14 protein-coding genes are annotated in these 15,634 nt (G+C 65.5%); 7 read left to right on the top strand and 7 right to left on the bottom strand.

Going from position 1 to position 15,634, the window contains the following annotated elements:
- Positions 1–117: 117 nt before the first annotated feature.
- From KW836_RS16355 to proP, 3 genes are all read right to left on the bottom strand, one after another.
- On the bottom strand, positions 118–597 hold the full coding sequence (locus KW836_RS16355; RefSeq protein ID WP_056561644.1) for a VOC family protein: 480 nt from the start codon (positions 595–597) through the stop codon (positions 118–120).
- 122 nt (positions 598–719) lie between these two features.
- Positions 720–1,598 carry a PhzF family phenazine biosynthesis protein gene (locus KW836_RS16360; protein ID WP_175136365.1) on the bottom strand — a complete coding sequence of 293 codons (879 nt, stop codon included), beginning with the start codon at positions 1,596–1,598 and terminating at the stop codon, positions 720–722.
- Positions 1,599–1,609: 11 nt separating this feature from the next.
- Positions 1,610–3,142, bottom strand: a complete 1,533-nt coding sequence (proP, locus tag KW836_RS16365; RefSeq protein WP_175136364.1) for a glycine betaine/L-proline transporter ProP — start codon at positions 3,140–3,142, stop codon at positions 1,610–1,612.
- Between the two features lie 133 nt (positions 3,143–3,275).
- Between proP and KW836_RS16370 the strand changes: the two genes are divergently transcribed.
- Positions 3,276–3,734: a MaoC family dehydratase gene (locus KW836_RS16370; protein WP_218344051.1), complete on the top strand. Its 459-nt coding sequence runs from the start codon at positions 3,276–3,278 to the stop codon at positions 3,732–3,734.
- A 58-nt stretch (positions 3,735–3,792) separates the two neighbouring features.
- Here the strand turns inward: KW836_RS16370 and KW836_RS16375 are convergent, their stop codons facing one another.
- Positions 3,793–4,197: a RidA family protein gene (locus KW836_RS16375; protein ID WP_175121348.1), complete on the bottom strand. Its 405-nt coding sequence runs from the start codon at positions 4,195–4,197 to the stop codon at positions 3,793–3,795.
- A gap of 143 nt (positions 4,198–4,340) precedes the next feature.
- On the opposite strand from KW836_RS16375, the gene KW836_RS16380 reads away from it, so the two are divergent.
- Entirely contained in the window at positions 4,341–5,258 is a 918-nt protein-coding gene (locus KW836_RS16380) for a LysR family transcriptional regulator (RefSeq protein WP_191577415.1), read from the top strand.
- Between the two features lie 43 nt (positions 5,259–5,301).
- On the opposite strand, the gene KW836_RS16385 is transcribed toward KW836_RS16380, so the two are convergent.
- The 3 genes from KW836_RS16385 to KW836_RS16395 are packed head-to-tail and all read right to left on the bottom strand — an operon-like array spanning position 5,302 to position 9,967.
- Positions 5,302–6,453, bottom strand: a complete 1,152-nt coding sequence (locus tag KW836_RS16385) for an acyl-CoA dehydrogenase family protein (protein WP_218344052.1) — start codon at positions 6,451–6,453, stop codon at positions 5,302–5,304.
- 41 nt (positions 6,454–6,494) lie between these two features.
- Positions 6,495–8,576: an acetate--CoA ligase family protein gene (locus tag KW836_RS16390; RefSeq protein WP_255595809.1), complete on the bottom strand. Its 2,082-nt coding sequence runs from the start codon at positions 8,574–8,576 to the stop codon at positions 6,495–6,497.
- A gap of 35 nt (positions 8,577–8,611) precedes the next feature.
- Positions 8,612–9,967 (bottom strand): MmgE/PrpD family protein, encoded by a 1,356-nt coding sequence (locus tag KW836_RS16395; protein WP_218344054.1) that lies wholly within the window; start codon positions 9,965–9,967, stop codon positions 8,612–8,614.
- Between the two features lie 228 nt (positions 9,968–10,195).
- Here KW836_RS16395 and KW836_RS16400 point away from each other — a divergent pair, with 228 nt between their 5' ends.
- The 5 genes from KW836_RS16400 to KW836_RS16420 all read left to right on the top strand — a co-directional run bounded on the left by KW836_RS16400 (position 10,196) and on the right by KW836_RS16420 (position 15,634).
- Positions 10,196–11,089 carry an NAD(P)-dependent oxidoreductase gene (locus tag KW836_RS16400; RefSeq protein ID WP_218344055.1) on the top strand — a complete coding sequence of 298 codons (894 nt, stop codon included), beginning with the start codon at positions 10,196–10,198 and terminating at the stop codon, positions 11,087–11,089.
- 45 nt (positions 11,090–11,134) lie between these two features.
- Positions 11,135–12,112 carry a tripartite tricarboxylate transporter substrate binding protein gene (locus tag KW836_RS16405; protein ID WP_218344056.1) on the top strand — a complete coding sequence of 326 codons (978 nt, stop codon included), beginning with the start codon at positions 11,135–11,137 and terminating at the stop codon, positions 12,110–12,112.
- Positions 12,113–13,543, top strand: coding sequence for an NAD-dependent succinate-semialdehyde dehydrogenase (locus KW836_RS16410; protein WP_218344057.1), 1,431 nt, complete (start codon positions 12,113–12,115; stop codon positions 13,541–13,543). It begins immediately after the preceding gene.
- 67 nt (positions 13,544–13,610) lie between these two features.
- Positions 13,611–14,822 (top strand): ABC transporter substrate-binding protein, encoded by a 1,212-nt coding sequence (locus tag KW836_RS16415; protein ID WP_218344058.1) that lies wholly within the window; start codon positions 13,611–13,613, stop codon positions 14,820–14,822.
- Positions 14,801–15,634, top strand: a complete 834-nt coding sequence (locus tag KW836_RS16420; protein ID WP_239212744.1) for an N-acyl homoserine lactonase family protein — start codon at positions 14,801–14,803, stop codon at positions 15,632–15,634. The genes KW836_RS16415 and KW836_RS16420 overlap by 22 nt, the downstream gene beginning before the upstream one ends.

The raw sequence follows: 15,634 nt of genomic DNA on the forward strand, positions 1-15,634 counted from the left end.
TCCGACCCCAAAAATTTGTCCCCTGGCCAGATCATTTCTTGATCTGGCCCCCACACCGGCTGACTTCCAACCGTTGGAACTTGCAGGGGCCTCAGCCTACGTTGGCCGGCCGCGAAATCACCCCCGCCGTGCCGCTTCAATCGTCGCGATGTCGATCTTCTTCATCGTCATCATGGCCTCGAACGCGCGCTTGGCCGCCGCTTGATCCAGGTCCGTGACCGCCGCCAGCAGCGCCCGTGGCGTGATCTGCCAGGACAGTCCCCATTTATCCTTGCACCAGCCGCAGTCGCTCTCCTGGCCGCCGTTCGAGACGATGGCGTCCCACAGACGGTCGGTTTCTGCCTGATCGTCGGTCGCGACCTGAAAGGAAAACGATTCGTTGTGCTGGAAGGCGTCGCCGCCATTCAGGCCGACGCAGGGGATCCCCATCACGGTGAAGTCGACCATCAGGATGTCGCCCTGTTGGCCGGAGGGATAGTCGCCGGGTGCGCGGTGGACCGTGCCCACCTTGCTGTCGGGGAACGTCTTTGCATAAAAGGTCGCCGCTTCCAGGGCGTCGCCGTCGTACCACAGGCAAACGGTGTTTTTGCTGGCCATCGTGCTCCTCCTTGGCAGGAAAGTGATGCGCTTCAACCTTGCTGCAATGCGCGACGTTCAAGCATAGTCCAGGCCGCGCCTGCCGAAAACCGGGCACGCATCGCGGTCATGCGGACCCCGTCTCAAACGGCGATGCGCCCGTCGATGCAGGTTACGGACTGCCCGCCCACGCGAATGGCGCCGCCCGCATCGAACGAGATGCGCAACCTGCCCGACCGACCGACCACGGCGCCCTGCGTGCTGAGGTATTCCGTGCCGAACTGCGGCACCTGTCCGGCGTCGCGGATGAACGCCGCCACCGAGCCGTTGCCGCTGCCGCAGACCGGGTCTTCGTTGGCGCCCAGGCTGGGCGCAAAGGCCCGGACCTCGATGGCCGCTTCCGCGCCTTCGCCGTAGGCGCCGTACACGACGATGCCCGCGGCATTGTTGCGGCGGTCGAAATCGGCCATGCGTGCGAAGTCCGGTCCCAACGTCAGCACCGCCTGTGCGCTGGGCAGTTGAGCAATCGTCCATACCGGGCCCACGTTGACGAACTTGGGCGCAGGATCGTGCAGCACCGCCGAGCCCAGGATGGCTTCCATTTCGTCGACGAGATCGGCCCCAAGTTCGGCCAGGCTGGGTTCCGGCAGCGTGAAGGCGATAAGCGGGCTGCCACCCGCCGCGTCCGTGACCGACAGTTCGATCAGGCCGGCAGCACATTCCTGCACGAGCCGGCCGTCACGCGCCGCGACGATGCCCGCCTCGAGCAGCGCATGGGCGGTGCCCAGCGTGGGATGCCCCGCAAAGGGCAGCTCGGCCTGGGGCGTGAAGATGCGCACCAGGTAATCCGCGCCAGGCTGCGTGGGCGGCAGCACGAAGGTGGTCTCCGACAGGTTCGTCCAGTTGGCGATGCGCCGCATCTGCTCGTCCGACAGCCCCTGCCCTTGCAGCACCACGGCGACGGGATTGCCGCGATAGGGTTCGTTGGTGAACACATCCACCTGCTTGAATGGCACGCTCATGTCCCGCTCCTCTATTCAATATCCGGATGCCTGTCGGCCAACCGTTGGCGCCGCACGCGCAGCGCGTCGAGCTTTTCCTCGAGCGCCGCGATCTCGGCATCGACGTCCTGCACGCTTTGCTCGATGTGTTCGTACGCCTGCTGCAGGAGCACCTTGGCCTCCTTGCGGCTGGACGCCGTCGGCGTTTCCCCGCGCAGCGGCCGGTTGGCCGTTTCGGGCAGGAAGAACGACGTGATAAGCCCGATGACCGACGCCGCCATCAGGTAGTACGCGGGCATCATCAGGTTCTCGGTCTCTTCCACCAGCCATGCAGCAACCGTGGGGGTCAGGCCGGCAAAGATGATGGCAACGTTAAACGAACTGGCCAGCGCGCTGTAGCGGATGCGCGTGGGAAACAGCGCGGGCAGCGTGGACGCCATGATGCCGATCAGGCAGTTCAGGAACACGGCGATCAGCAACAGTCCTAAAAAGATCAGCGCGGTGTTATCGCTGCCGATGAGAAAGAACGAGGGGATCGCCGTGACCAGCAGGCCCAGGCTGCCGGCCAGCAGGAATGGCTTGCGCCCGATCTTGTCGCTGATGAACCCCACCACCGGCTGCACGAACAGCATGCCCACCATCACAACGACGATGATGAGCACGCCATGCCCTTCGGTATAGCCCAGGCTGCCCGACAGATACGTGGGCATGTAGGTGAGCAGCATGTAGTAGGTGACATTGGTCACGAGCACCATGCCGATGCTGACCAGCAATGCACGGCGGTACTTGCTGAAGATCTCGCGGAATGACACCGTCGGCTTTTCCTGCACGGCGTCGCGGTCTTCCTTTTCCATCCGTTCAAGCTGTTGCGTGAAGGCGGGCGTTTCCTCGGCCGCGTGGCGCAGATACAAGCCCAGCAGGCCCAGCGGTCCGGCCACGAAGAACGGGATGCGCCAGCCCCAGTCAAGGAAGGTCTGCTCGCCCAGCATGGTCTGCAGCAGCACGACCATGCCCGCCCCTACGACGAATCCGGCGATCGAGCCGAAGTCCAGCCAGCTTCCCAGGAAGCCGCGCTGCCTGTCTGGCGCATATTCGGCCACGAACACGGCCGCGCCGGTGTATTCGCCCCCCACGGAGAAGCCCTGCGCCAGTTTGCACGCCAACAGAAGAATCGGCGCCCAGATGCCGATCGTGGCATAGGCGGGAATCAGGCCGATGCAGAACGTGCTGATGGCCATGATGATGATGGTGAGCGACAGCACCTTCTGGCGTCCGAAGCGATCGCCCATGATGCCGAAGAAGACGCCGCCCAGCGGCCGGACCAGGAACGGCACGGAAAACGTGCCCAGGGCGGCAATGGTCTGCACGGCGGGCGAGGCGTCGGGAAAGAACACCTTGCCCAGTGCGAAGGCAACAAAGCCGTAGACGCCGAAGTCAAACCATTCCATCGCATTGCCAAGCGCCGCGGCGGTCACGGCCTTCTTGAGCTTGGTGTTGTCGATGACGGTGATGTCGCCGATCTCCAGCGGACGGATTTCTTGCGACGACGTGGGGGTTTCTGCCATGGTGCGACATCCATAAAACGGGACATGCCGATTATGGACCCGATTTTGGCAACGGTCATCGCCCGCGGCATTGCGGGAGTGGCGGGCGCGCGCCCATAATGCCCCACCCACCTGTCGACCGCCGGAGCTGTTCATGACCGATACCCGCAAGCCGCCACTGATCTATCTTGAAGACCTGTCCGTCGGGGACATCTTCGTCAGCAAGAGCCACGCCCTGGACGCGGCGCAGATCATTGCCTTTGCCTCGCAATTCGACCCGCAGCCCTTTCATCTGGATCCGGACGCCGCGCGTGACACGCTATTCCAGGGCCTGGCGGCCAGCGGCTGGCACACGGCGGCGCTGACCATGAAGCTGCTGGTCGAAAGCTTTCCCGTGGCGCGAGGCGTGATTGGCGCTGGGGCCGAAGTGGTCTGGCCGCAGCCCACCCGCCCCGACGACGTAGTGAAGGTGACGAGCACGGTGCTGAGCATCACGCCGTCCCGTTCCAAACCCGATCGCGCCATCGTGGTCGTGGAATCCGTCACGTCGAACCAGCGGGATGAACCGCTGCAGAGGCTGACCAGCAAGGTCGTCGTCTTCCGGCGGTCATAATCCCGTCATGGGCCGGTCATTATCCGGCCATCGGTCCGGCCGCCTGCCGGCCGCACGCTCAAGCCGTCGCGCCCTCCGGCAGTTTGGCGATGACCTTGATCTCGAACTGGAATCCATAAAGCCAGGTCACCCCCACCGCCGTGATGTTCGGAAACGGCGCCTCGCCCCAGAACTCGGGCACCACTTCCCACATGGTCTCGAACTGCGACTGCGGATCGACCATGAAGACCGTCACGTCGACCACGTCGTCGAACGACGCGCCCGCCGCGTGCAGGATGGCGTTCAGGTTCTGGAACGCCAGCCGCACCTGCTGCCGCAGATCGGGCTCGGGCGAGCCGTCGTCGCGGCTGCCGACCTGGCCGGAAACGAACAGAAAGCCGTTGGAACGCACGGCCGGCGAATAACGGTTGCGCTCGTAAAGCGCGTGGCGATGAGGAGGAAACACGACGTCACGGTTGTTCATGGGATTTTCCAAGTGAAGGGGCTTCGGACCGCCCGCGTTGACATAGGCAAACTGTAAAAGCGCCCGCCGCGCGGATAAACGGCCAACTTCATCCATCACTATTTGTAGAATCCAAACAATCCCCAACACCCTGCGGAGCAGCCATGGACCGATTTGACGCAATGACCGCGTTTGCGCGCGTGGTGGAGACCGGCAGCTTCACCAAGGCGGCCGAAACCCTGCACATGAGCAAGACCAGCGTCACGCAGCTTGTGCAGCAGCTGGAAGCGCGGCTGCGCGTGCGCCTGTTGAACCGCACCACGCGCAAGGTCAACGTCACGGCCGACGGCGCGGCGTACTACGAGCGTGTGATCAAGCTGCTGGCCGACATGGACGACGCCGAGACCAGCCTGTCCAGCGCCGCCGAAGCGCCGCGTGGCCGCCTGCGCGTAGACGTGCCCAGCCCGCTGGCGCGCATGGTGCTGGTGCCGGCATTGCCGGCCTTTCACGCGCGCTATCCCGACATCCAGCTCGACATGGGCGTCAGCGACCGCATCGTCGACCTGATCGGCGAAAACGTCGACTGCGTGGTGCGCGGCGGCGAGCTGACCGATCAATCCTTGATGGCCCGCCGTGTCGGTGACCTACGATTGGGCGTCTATGCCGCGCCCTCTTATCTGAAACTGGCCGGCAAGCCTGCACACCCGCGCGAGCTTGAGGACACACACCATCGCATCGTCGGCTTTCTGTGGCAACGCACGGGCCGCGCGCTGCCCTACGCCATGCGCCGCGGCAACGAAGTCGTCAACGTGCACGGCCGTTACGTGCTGGCCGTGGACGACGGCAATGCCTACCTGGCGGCCGGTCTGGCCGGCATGGGCGTGATGTGGCTGCCGGATTACATGTCCGCGCCGCATCTTGCACAGGGCGAATTGGTGCCGGTGTTCGAGGACTGGCGGATGGACCCAATGCCGATGTACGTGGCGTTCCCGCCCAACCGCCACGTCAGCGCCAAACTGCGCGCCTTTATTGACTGGATCATCGAACTGGTGGGCGCGTATTCGCCTGCGGCGGGGAAATAGCCAGTAAAGTTCCGGCGGTTCTATCCTCGGACATTCCTCCGGTTCAGCGCGGCGGGCGTTGCGGGAAGCTGCGCTCGAAGATTCCCTCGGCAATGCGGTTCTTCAAGATTTCGATGGATCCCCCCGCTATCATCCAGCCCCGGCATCGGCGTACGCAGTATTCCACCAGCGACTCGCGGCTGTAGCCCAGCCCGCCCAACACCTGCAAGGCATCGTTGGCCACGTCGAACCCCACCTGGTTGCAGTAGGCCTTGGCGATGGCCGTCTCAGTGGCGGACGGAAAGCCGGTGTCCGCGCCGGTTGCGGCGCGATACAGCAGGAGCTGGGCCGCATCCAGCTTGATCCGCATGTCCGCGAACTTCCACTGCAAACCCTGGAATTCGCAGAGAAGCCGGCCGAACTGCTTGCGCTGCATGGCCCAGTTGCGCGCCTCTTCGTACGCATAACGGCCCAGCGCAAGCGACCGCGCGGTGTTGCCGATACGCTCGACATTGAAGCCGGCAATTTGCTTTTTGAACCCACCTTCCCCAAGGACCACCATGTCGTCCGGCACAAAGACGTTGTCAAAGAAGATCTCGACCCACTCCTCCCCAGACATGAACGCGGACCGCTTGCCCAGCTTCACCCCCTCGTCGCGCGTGCCGACCAGAACAGAGCCGATTCCGCCCGTGCCCGGGCCGAAGCGCACGTAAGCCAGGATGACGCTGGCATGCGGGCCGTGCGTCGTGAAGATCTTCGTGCCATTGATGCGCCATCCGCCGTCAGCGCGCGTCGCGCTGGTCTTCAATTCCGTCACGGCGGAGCCTGCGTCCGGTTCGGTCATGCCGACGGAGATAAGCCCTTCTCCCGCCAGCAGACCCGTCAGGTACTTCTGCTTTTGCAAGGGACTGCCGTATTCGGCGAGGACGCGGATCGCGCCAAAGTTGCCCGCCTGCACCACGTCCGCGCTGCGCGGACACACCGAGGCCACGGTCTCGATGGCAATGACCGCATCCATCAGCGACCCGCCGATACCGCCGTCTTCCTGCGCGACCGTGATCCCCAGGAGGCCTTGCCCAGCCATCAACCGGGCGATTTCCCACGGGTAGTCGTCGGAATGCGCGCGCTCCACGGCGCCGGCCCGCAATTCGCGCTCAGCAAAGCGGCGCACGGCCGACTGGAAGTCCTGTTGTTCGGGAGTAAGTTTGAAGTCCATCTTATGGTTCCTAAGACAAATGTTGGAAAGCGAACGTCCGGTCAGCCAAGGCGGACCAGGCCATCCACGGCGACCACGCCATCGGCGCGGACGAACAACGGATTGATCTCGGCTTCCTCAACGCGCACGTCGGCGCACTGCGCCAGTCGCGAAAATGCGGCAACTGCACAGGCCAGCGCCTCGCAATCGCCTTCGGGCAGGCCGCGAAAGCCGCGGATGAGGCGCGTCTGACGCACCTCCAAGATCATGCGGCGGGCCTCGTCGACGTCCACGGGCGCCAGCCGCAGCGCAAAATCTGGCGCCAGTTCGGCTGCAATGCCGCCAGCGCCCAGCAGCACGGTCGGCCCCACCAGCGGATCGTTTCGATAGCCCAGGATCAGCTCGATCAGGCGCTCCTCCATGGGCTGCACGAGGATGCCGTCTACCTCGGCGTGCGGCGCGTGCCGCCGGACCGCGTCCAACATCTCGTGCACGGCGGCTTCCAGGCCCGGCGCGTCACGGATGTTGATGCGGACCGCGCCCAGCTCGGTCTTGTGTGCGAGGTCTCGGGAGCAAACCTTGGCGGCAAGCGGGTATGGGATGCCATGATCCAGCCGTCCCGGCGCCAGCAACTGTCCTTGCGCAACTGGTACCCCCAGCCCGCGGAACAGCGATCCTGCTTCAAATTCGCTAAGCATGCCGCTGCGCGGCAGTTCGTCCGGCCACGGCAGCGGTTCGCGCCCACAAGGCGGACGGCCTTCCGGGCCGAAGAACTCGGCCAGCGCGTCAGCGCAGGATTCCGGCGTGCGAAACGCCGCGATTCCGGCCGCTTGCAGCAGCGCCAGCGACGTCGGCGCCTCGGGCGCCAGAAATACCGCGAGCGGCTTGCCGGCGGGCTTGACGGCCTGAAGCAAGGGCTGTACCGCCAGCCCTGCATGGAACTGCGCCGACGACCCGACGACGCTCAGCACTGCGTCGCACCAGTCCGCGTGCAGCAGCTCCTCGAGCAACATCTTGTACTGGTCGCTGCTCGCCGCCAAAGTCAAGTCGATGACCGGTGTCTCGCGGATCTTCAAACCGCCTTGCGCGATCTTGCGCACGAAATCCGCCGGTGGCGCCACGGCAGCCAGCCCCCGCAGACCCAGGTTATCAACCACCGTAGCCGCGCCGCCTCCGGTTGTCGTGATGACCGCGACCCGCGCCCTCGGCTCTCCTGGCCGCCCGCTCCCCCCGCCCCGTGCATAGCGCGCCGCCAGCGGCGCGATCTCGAACAGGGTTTCCAGGTTGTGAACGCGCAGCGCGCCGTGCGCCTTAAGGAACGCGTCTACCGCCACGTCGTTGCCCGCCATGGCGCCGGTGTGGGATTGCGCGAGGGCATCGCCCTGTTCTGACCGTCCCAGCTTGTAGGCCACGACCGGTTTGCGCGCGGCCTGCGCCCGGAGCAGCGCGCGGGCCAGCGTCGGCGCGGCGCGCAGTGTTTCCAGGAAGAGCAGGATAACTTCGGTCTGCGGATCGTCCACCAGCGCGTCCACCACCTCACCCACGCTAATGTCGCTTTCATTTCCCACCGATACCGACTTGGCGAAGCCGAAGCCGCGAGCGGCGGCACGCGACAGCAGCGATCCCATCATCGAGCCGCTTTGGGACACCAGGCTGATCCCGCCGGGCAGCAATGTGTCGGCCTCGAAGGCCGCGTTCACGGAAAGGATGCCGCCGCTGTGCAGGTCCGCCAGGCCAATACTGTTGGGACCGAGCAGTCGAAGCCCCAATTCTCGGGCCTGCCGCACCAGTTCGGTCTGACGCGCCCTGCCTTCGGGCCCGGCCTCACCAAAACCGTCGGAGTAGATCGTGACCACCCGCGCGCCCGCCCGCGCGCACTCGGGCAGCAAGGCGGCCACGCCGTCGCCGGGGATCATGATGAAGACATGATCCACTGGACCGGGCAGCGCGCTGAGCGACGGATAAGCAGGTTCACCCAGGATTTCGGCGCGGCCCGCGTTGATGGGATAGACGGCGCCGGTGTAGCCGTGCTTGCGCATGAACCGCAGCGGGCGCGCCGTGTTCTTGCGTGTGTCGCCCGAGGCGCCCACCAGGGCGACCGAACGGGGAGACAGCAATGCGTCCGCAAAGGAAGAAGAAGGCATGGAGTTGGCTGTTGTCATATGGGAAAGGTGAGCCTTCAGGGCTGAGGCATGTCCGCCGCCAGGCGCAGCGCACGCACCGGCATGGCGTCCAGGCGCCAGACGGCGTCGCGAAGCGTCTGCATGCGCGCGTTGCCCAGCACCGGGCCGGCCAGTTCCGCGAACTTGTCGTTCAGTTCTGCGTCCGACAGTGGCGCTTCGGGATCTCCCTTGCGATACGGGGCGTGGTGTTCCAGCACCTCGCCGCCATGCGTCGTGGCGGTCAGGCGCGCGGCGCGCATCTTTGGAAAGCCCGCCGTCAGGTCGGGCGCGGAGCGCAGGTCCACGCGCTGCATCAGCGCGCGCACGCGCGCATCGCGCAGGCGTTCCTCGCCAAATGCGTCCAGGCGCACCGACCCGTGCACCAGCGCGTGGGCCACGACATACGGCAGGCTGAACTTCGCCTCGAACGCGGTCGCGGGCTGGAAGTTGCCGGTCACGTCCAGCGCGGTCTGGTATGCCTCAACGCACACGGTGGCGATGTCGTCCGGCCGCAGTCCGCGTTCGCGCAGCACCAGCGCCGCGTCGATTGCGGCAAAGGTGTGCCCGCAGCAGCCGTGGTTCTTCTGCGTGATCGACAGGATGTTGTAGCGTTCGCCCAGTCCGGAGACTGCCACGGACCAGTCCGGATCGCTTGCCAATGCGGCGCCAAAGCCAACCGCGCCCTCGAGGATGTCAGACACGCCCGTGATGCCATGCGCGGCGCCCTGGCCGGCACGCACGCCGACTTCGGCTGCATGGCCCGCGTGCAACGCCTTGCTCATGGCGTCGGAGCGGAAGGCCTGCTGCAGGCCGCTGGCCAGCGTGCCGGCAGTGGCAAGCGCGTGCAGCATGACGTGTGCATCCCCGGGCGCGCACAGGGCTGCGGCGGCGGCCGCACCGCCGAAACAGCCGACCGTGCCTGTCGTATGGAAATAGCGGTAATGCGTCGGCTGCACCGCCGCGCCGATCCGGGTCGATATCTCGTAGCCTACGACGATCGCCTGCAGTAGTGCCAGGCCGCTGGCGTCGTGCTCTTCGGCCAATGCCAAGGCCGCGGCAATGGTCGGGCAGCCCGGGTGATAGACCGCATCACGAAAGATGTCATCGAACTCGACCGCATGCGACACGCTGCCATTGATCCAGGCCGCCGTGGCGGCAAATGCGGTGGTCGCGCAACCTGGCAGGCTGGACGCGCCCGACCCCAGTTCCGCACCGTGCGCGCCAAGGAGTTGCTGGCATGGCGCGGTACGCGTGCCGGGATACAGCGCCGACAGCCAGTCCAGGAATGCCCGCTTGGCGAAATGGATGACTTCATCGGGCAGCCGGGCTACGGCGTCTGTCGCGCCATAAGCGGCAATGTTGTGTAGCAGCATGGGGTCTCCGCGGTTATTGCGGCGCAACAGCCGCGCCGTTCGCTTCTGCCGATCACTCTAGGCGGGCCCCGCGCTCGAGTGTTGATAAAAAGGAACACGAGCTTTCTTGATTGGGAAGGGCCGGAATTCGTGAAAGTTGCTTTGCCAATTTTTCATACCGCCGCGCCGGCGCCGTCCGTAAGCTGCAGGGCAAGACGAGAAAAACAACGCATGACCAAGGAGGAAGTAATGAGCGAGACCAAGACCCCGCTGGGCTTCATCGGCCTGGGCGTGATGGGAGAGCCCATGTGCGTCAATCTGGTCCGTAAATCCGGGCATCCGGTTTACGTGACCGATATCAGCGCCGATCCGGTGGCGCGCATCGGCGCACTGGGAGCACATGCCTGCGCGTCGGTGGTGGAAGTGGCGCAAAGCGCCGAAATCGTCTTCCTGTCGTTGCCCAGCATCGTGCAGGTGGAACAGGTGTGCACCGGACCGGGTGGCCTTGTCGAGGCGGCAGGCCGCGTGCGCATCGTGGTGGACATGAGCACCAGCGACGTCACGCGGACCCGCCGCTTGGCCGAAGTGCTGCGCGGCCACGGCATCCTGCTGATCGACGCGCCGGTGGCGCGCATGCGCGAGGCCGCCCGGCTTGGCACGCTGATGATCACCGTTGGCGCCACGCGGGAAGACTACGACGCTGTCCTGCCTTACCTGTCCTGCATGGGCAGCGACGTGCTCCTGTGCGGCGGCATCGGCAATGGCCAGGTCGTCAAGATCATGAACAACATGGTGGTCTTCATGACGGTGCATGCGCTAGCCGAGGCCATCACCATCGGCCGCAGCGCGGGCGTGGACGGCACTCTGCTGCTTGACGCGCTCAGCAAGGGCTCGGCCGATAGCTTCGTGCTGCGTAACCCAGGCCAGAAGGCATTGGCGCCGCAAGCCTTTCCGGAAAAGACGTTTCCCACTGAATACGCCATCAAGGACATTCTGCTGGCGCTCGAGTTGGCGAATCAAGGCGACGTGGACGCCCGCGCCGCCAAACTGACGCACGACCTTCTGGAGCGCACACGCGCCGCCGGCTTCGTCAAGGAGTATTACCCGGTGATGGTCAAGCTGATTGAGCGCGGCTACGCGTAACCCGCCCGCGGCGCTCCGCGCCGCCTCCTGATACTCGAGGTTTTCATGACACCCCTGCTACGCAGATGGGCCCTGCCCCTGCTCGCCGCCGCGATCGGCTTCAATGCCACCGCCGCGGACTATCCGACCAAGCCCATCACGCTTGTGATTGGCTTTACCGCCGGCGGCCCAACCGATGCCGTTGGCCGCTACCTGGCCCGCCACCTGGAGGCCGAACTGGGCCAACCCGTCGTCGTGGAGAACCGCGCAGGCGCCAACGGCGTCGTGGCCGTCCAGGCGGTCAAGCGCGCGCCGGCCGACGGCTACACCCTGATGCTGGGCAGCAGCGGCACACTGTCTATCGAACCCGTCTACAAGCAGAAGGTGGACTACCAGGTCCTAAAGGACTTTCAGCCTGTCGCGTTGGTCGCCAGCTATCCGTACCTGCTGGTGGTGCCGGCAAACTCGCCGTTTGACAGCGTGCAGGCATTGATCGCCGGGGCGCGCGCCAAGCCCGGGGCGCTGACCTTTGCGTCTGCCGGCAGCGGCGCGGTGAACCACCTTGCGGGCGAATGGTTCAAGAGCGCCACCCATGTCGACATAACGCACGTTCCTTACAAGGGCGATTCGGCCGCCATTGCCGATCTCGTCGCGGGGCGCGTGGACATGGCCTTCCTGAGCGCCATCGCCGCCATGCCGCAGGTTCAGGCCGGCAAACTGCGCGCGTTGGGAATCGCCGCGTCGCAGCCGTCAGCGGTGGCGCCAGGCGTGCCCACGGTGGCTCAGGCCGCGAGTATCCCCGGCTTCACGGCCGAACCCTGGAACGGCGTCCTGGCGCCGGCTGGCGTCCCACCCGCAGTCACACAACGCCTGAACGCCGCAATCAACAAGGTGATGAGCGCCAGCGACGCGCGCGACGCGCTGCTCAAGCTGGGCCAGTTCCCGATGACCGGCACCTCGGAAGATTTCGCCCGGCACATCGGCTCGCAAACCGAACGCTGGGCGCAGGTCATGCAGACCAGCCACATTGCAAAGGCGGACTAGATGGAATACCCCGAACTGACTCTGCTCATCGGCGGACGCGCCGTCGCCGCCGGCCAACGCTCGGGCCTGGAAGTGATCGACCCCGCCACGCAGGCAGTGCTTGGCCAGTTGCCGATGGCCTCGGCGGAAGATGTCGACGAGGCCTTGGAAGCCGCACGCCGCAGCTTTCCCAGCTGGCGCGACACGGCGCCGATGGAGCGCGCCGCGATACTGCGCCGCGCCGCCACCTTCATGCGCGAGCGTACGCCCCGGCTGGCGTGGCTGATCACTCGCGAACTGGGCAAGCCCCTGGCGGAATCCGAAAAGGAAGTGGCGACCGCCGCCGAGATGTTCGAATGGGGAGCGGAGGAAGCCCGACGCACCTACGGCCGGCTGATTCCGGGCCGCACGGGGGGCATCCGGCAGATGGCTATCCCTGAACCCATCGGCCCCGTTGCGGCGTTCTCGGGTTGGAACGCGCCGGCCATCACCCCATCGCGCAAGATCGCCGGCGCGCTGGCGGCGGGATGCTCCATCGTCATCAAACCGTCCGAAGAGACGCCGGCGATCGCCCTGGAGATCGGCCGAGCGCTCAGCGATGCCGGCTTGCCTGCGGGCGTACTCAACATGGTGTTCGGTGACCCGGGCGAAATCTCCCGGCAACTGATCGAATCGCCGATCACGCGCATGGTGACCTTCACCGGCTCGACCGCCATCGGTCGGCAACTGGCGACGATGGCTGCCGCCAGCCTGAAGCGCGCAACGCTGGAGCTGGGCGGCCACGCCCCCGTGCTGGTGTTCGGCGATGCCGATCCCCTGCACGCAGCCGACACCATCCTGGCCGCCAAGCTGCGCAACTCTGGCCAGATCTGCACGTCGCCCACCCGCATGATGGTGCATGAGAGCGTGTACGAACGCTTCGTCGAGCGGCTGGCCGAACGTGCACGCGGCTGGCGCGTGGGCAACGGGCTGGAAGCCGGCGTGCAGATGGGACCGCTCGCCAATCCCCGGCGGCTCGCCGCGATGGAGACGATGGTGGCCGATGCCCTCGATCATGGCGCGCGGCTGGCGGCCGGCGGCCAACGGCTGGACCTACCCGGCTGGTTCTGGGAACCGACCGTGCTGAGCGATGTCACCACCGAATGCTTGGCCGCGAACACGGAGCCATTCGGGCCCATGGCGCTGGTGCAGCCGTTCACCGGCATGGACGAGGCGCTGGAACAGGCCAACCGCCTGCCCTTCGGATTGGCGTCCTACGTCTTCACCCGCGATGCCGCCACCGCGCGCATCGCCTCCGAACGCATCGAAAGTGGCGTCGTCTGCATCAACCACTGCCAAGCCTCGTTGCCCGAAACGCCTTTCGGGGGCTTCAAGGACAGCGGCCTGGGCAAGGAAGGCGGCGTGGAAGGCCTGCAGGAGTTCATGCAGGTCAAGTACGTGAGTCAGGTGTAGTCCGCCTGCGCTTACGCGAGCGGCGTGGCGATAGACCGCGCCGCCATCCCAACCAAAGGAGAAAACCATGCACAAGAACATCACCGCCGCAATCGCCGTTGCAGCTCTGGCCGGCGCGGCGCACGCCCAGCCGTCCGATGGCATCTCGGACGGCATTGTGCGCATCGGCGTGCTGACCGACATGTCGGGCGCTTATTCCGGCAACGTCGGACCGGGCTCGGTGCTCGCTACGCGTCTGGCCATCGAGGAGTTCGGCGGCAAGGTGCTGGGCAAGCCCGTTGAAATGCTGTCGGCCGATCATCTGAACAAGACCGACGTCGCCGCCAGCCGAGCGCGGGAATGGATGGACCGCGAGAAGGTCGATGTCGTGACGGAGCTGGGCAATAGCGCCGTCGCGCTGGCGGTGATGAATATTGCGCGCGAGAAAGGCCGCATGACGATGGTGACTGGCGCCGGCGCCACCCGCATCACGGGCGAGGACTGCTCACCCAACAACGTCCAATGGGTCTACGACACCTACGCGCTCGCCAAGGTCGGCACGCTGCCACTAGTCGAGGCCGGCGCGAAGAAGTGGTTCTTCGTGACCGCCGACTATGCCTTCGGCCACTCGTTGGAAAGCGATGGCATGCGGTTCGTGAAGGAAGGCGGCGGCACGGTTGCGGGATCGGCGCGCTACCCGTTCCCCGGCAACGACTTCGCGTCGTTCCTGCTTTCGGCGCAATCCAGCAAGGCCGACGCCGTGGCATTCGCCAGCGCCGGTGCCGACCTGCAGAACGAGATCAAGCAGGCGCGCGAGTTCGGCCTGGCCGGCAAGCAGAAGCTGGTAGCCATGTTGATGAGCATTACCGACGTACATGGCGTGGGTCTGGACGCAGGCCAGGGCATGACCTTCGCAGAAACCTTCTACTGGGACATGGACGACGAGACCCGTGCATTCGCCCAGCGGTTCCACAAAGCGTCCGGCAAGATGCCCACGGCGCTGCAGGCAGGCCAATATTCCGCGGTGCTCAATTACCTGCGCGCTGTCGAGAAGTCCGGCTCGGACAACGTCGACATCGTTATGAAGACGCTGCGCGCGATGCCCATCCATGACGCCTTCGCACGCAACGCACACCTGCGCGAAGACGGCAAGCTGATCCACGACACGTACGTGGTGGAGGTCAAGTCCCCCAAGGACTCCAAAGCGCCATGGGATTACTACAAGATCGTGCGCACGGTGCCGGGCGACCAAGCGTTCATGCCCTTGTCCGAAAGCCAATGCAAGCTGGTCAAGCAATGACCGAGACGCGGCTTGAAATGGCAGGCCTACCGGTCTACGAGGTCTACGCAATCCGTTACGCCAGCGTGACGCGGCGCGCGGTCGACAATTTCCTTTCGCGCGCGGACGTGCATGACGGACCGATGCCGCTGGACTTCTATTGCTGGTTGCTGCGTGGCCCGGCGAGCAACGTGCTTGTCGATACGGGCTTCAGCAACTGCTCGGCGCGGGCCCGCAAGCGCGCTTTCACGCTGCATCCCGAGGCGGCGCTGGCGCGTCTGGGGCTGACGCCCGCGGACATCAACGACCTCGTCCTCACCCACCTGCATTACGACCACGCGGGCGACGTCGAGGGCTACCCAAACGCCCGGGTGCATCTGCAAGACGCCGAAATGCAATACGCCACCGGCCGATACATGTGCTTTGAATCGATGCGGCATTTCTTCTCGGTGGACGACGTGCAGGCCGTCGTGCGGCAGGTGTATGCGGGCCGTGTGCAGTTTCACGATGGCGATGCGCGGCTGGCGCCCGGGCTGGAGGTCTATCGCGTCGGCGGCCACACACAAGGCCTGCAGGTCGTGCGCGTGCACACGGCACGTGGCTGGGTGGTGCTGGCCTCGGACGCCCTGCACTATTACCGCAATTTTCGGGACAACAACCCATTTCCCGCGATCTTCCATCTTGGCGATATGCTCGAGGGCTACGCACGCATCCGGACTCTGGCGGATTCCGAGGCGCACATCGTGCCCGGCCACGACCCGGCCGTCGCCGAGCGCTACCCGCGCGCCGACGACGGAGACGGCATTTTCCGCCTGGACGTTCCGCCTTTGTGA

Origin of the sequence: Achromobacter sp. ACM05 (assembly GCF_019218915.1) — a bacterium.
Taxonomy (GTDB): Bacteria; Pseudomonadota; Gammaproteobacteria; order Burkholderiales; family Burkholderiaceae_B; genus Achromobacter; species Achromobacter animicus.

Bases quoted from the DNA above. Each gene is read 5' to 3' on its own strand.
- KW836_RS16355 (WP_056561644.1), bottom strand. From the start codon at position 597: ATGGCCAGCAAAAACACCGTTTGCCTGTGGTACGACGGCGACGCCCTG.
- KW836_RS16360 (WP_175136365.1), bottom strand. From the start codon at position 1,598: ATGAGCGTGCCATTCAAGCAGGTGGATGTGTTCACCAACGAACCCTAT.
- proP (WP_175136364.1), bottom strand. From the start codon at position 3,142: ATGGCAGAAACCCCCACGTCGTCGCAAGAAATCCGTCCGCTGGAGATC.
- KW836_RS16370 (WP_218344051.1), top strand. From the start codon at position 3,276: ATGACCGATACCCGCAAGCCGCCACTGATCTATCTTGAAGACCTGTCC.
- KW836_RS16375 (WP_175121348.1), bottom strand. From the start codon at position 4,197: ATGAACAACCGTGACGTCGTGTTTCCTCCTCATCGCCACGCGCTTTAC.
- KW836_RS16380 (WP_191577415.1), top strand. From the start codon at position 4,341: ATGGACCGATTTGACGCAATGACCGCGTTTGCGCGCGTGGTGGAGACC.
- KW836_RS16385 (WP_218344052.1), bottom strand. From the start codon at position 6,453: ATGGACTTCAAACTTACTCCCGAACAACAGGACTTCCAGTCGGCCGTG.
- KW836_RS16390 (WP_255595809.1), bottom strand. From the start codon at position 8,576: ATGCCTTCTTCTTCCTTTGCGGACGCATTGCTGTCTCCCCGTTCGGTC.
- KW836_RS16395 (WP_218344054.1), bottom strand. From the start codon at position 9,967: ATGCTGCTACACAACATTGCCGCTTATGGCGCGACAGACGCCGTAGCC.
- KW836_RS16400 (WP_218344055.1), top strand. From the start codon at position 10,196: ATGAGCGAGACCAAGACCCCGCTGGGCTTCATCGGCCTGGGCGTGATG.
- KW836_RS16405 (WP_218344056.1), top strand. From the start codon at position 11,135: ATGACACCCCTGCTACGCAGATGGGCCCTGCCCCTGCTCGCCGCCGCG.
- KW836_RS16410 (WP_218344057.1), top strand. From the start codon at position 12,113: ATGGAATACCCCGAACTGACTCTGCTCATCGGCGGACGCGCCGTCGCC.
- KW836_RS16415 (WP_218344058.1), top strand. From the start codon at position 13,611: ATGCACAAGAACATCACCGCCGCAATCGCCGTTGCAGCTCTGGCCGGC.
- KW836_RS16420 (WP_239212744.1), top strand. From the start codon at position 14,801: ATGCAAGCTGGTCAAGCAATGACCGAGACGCGGCTTGAAATGGCAGGC.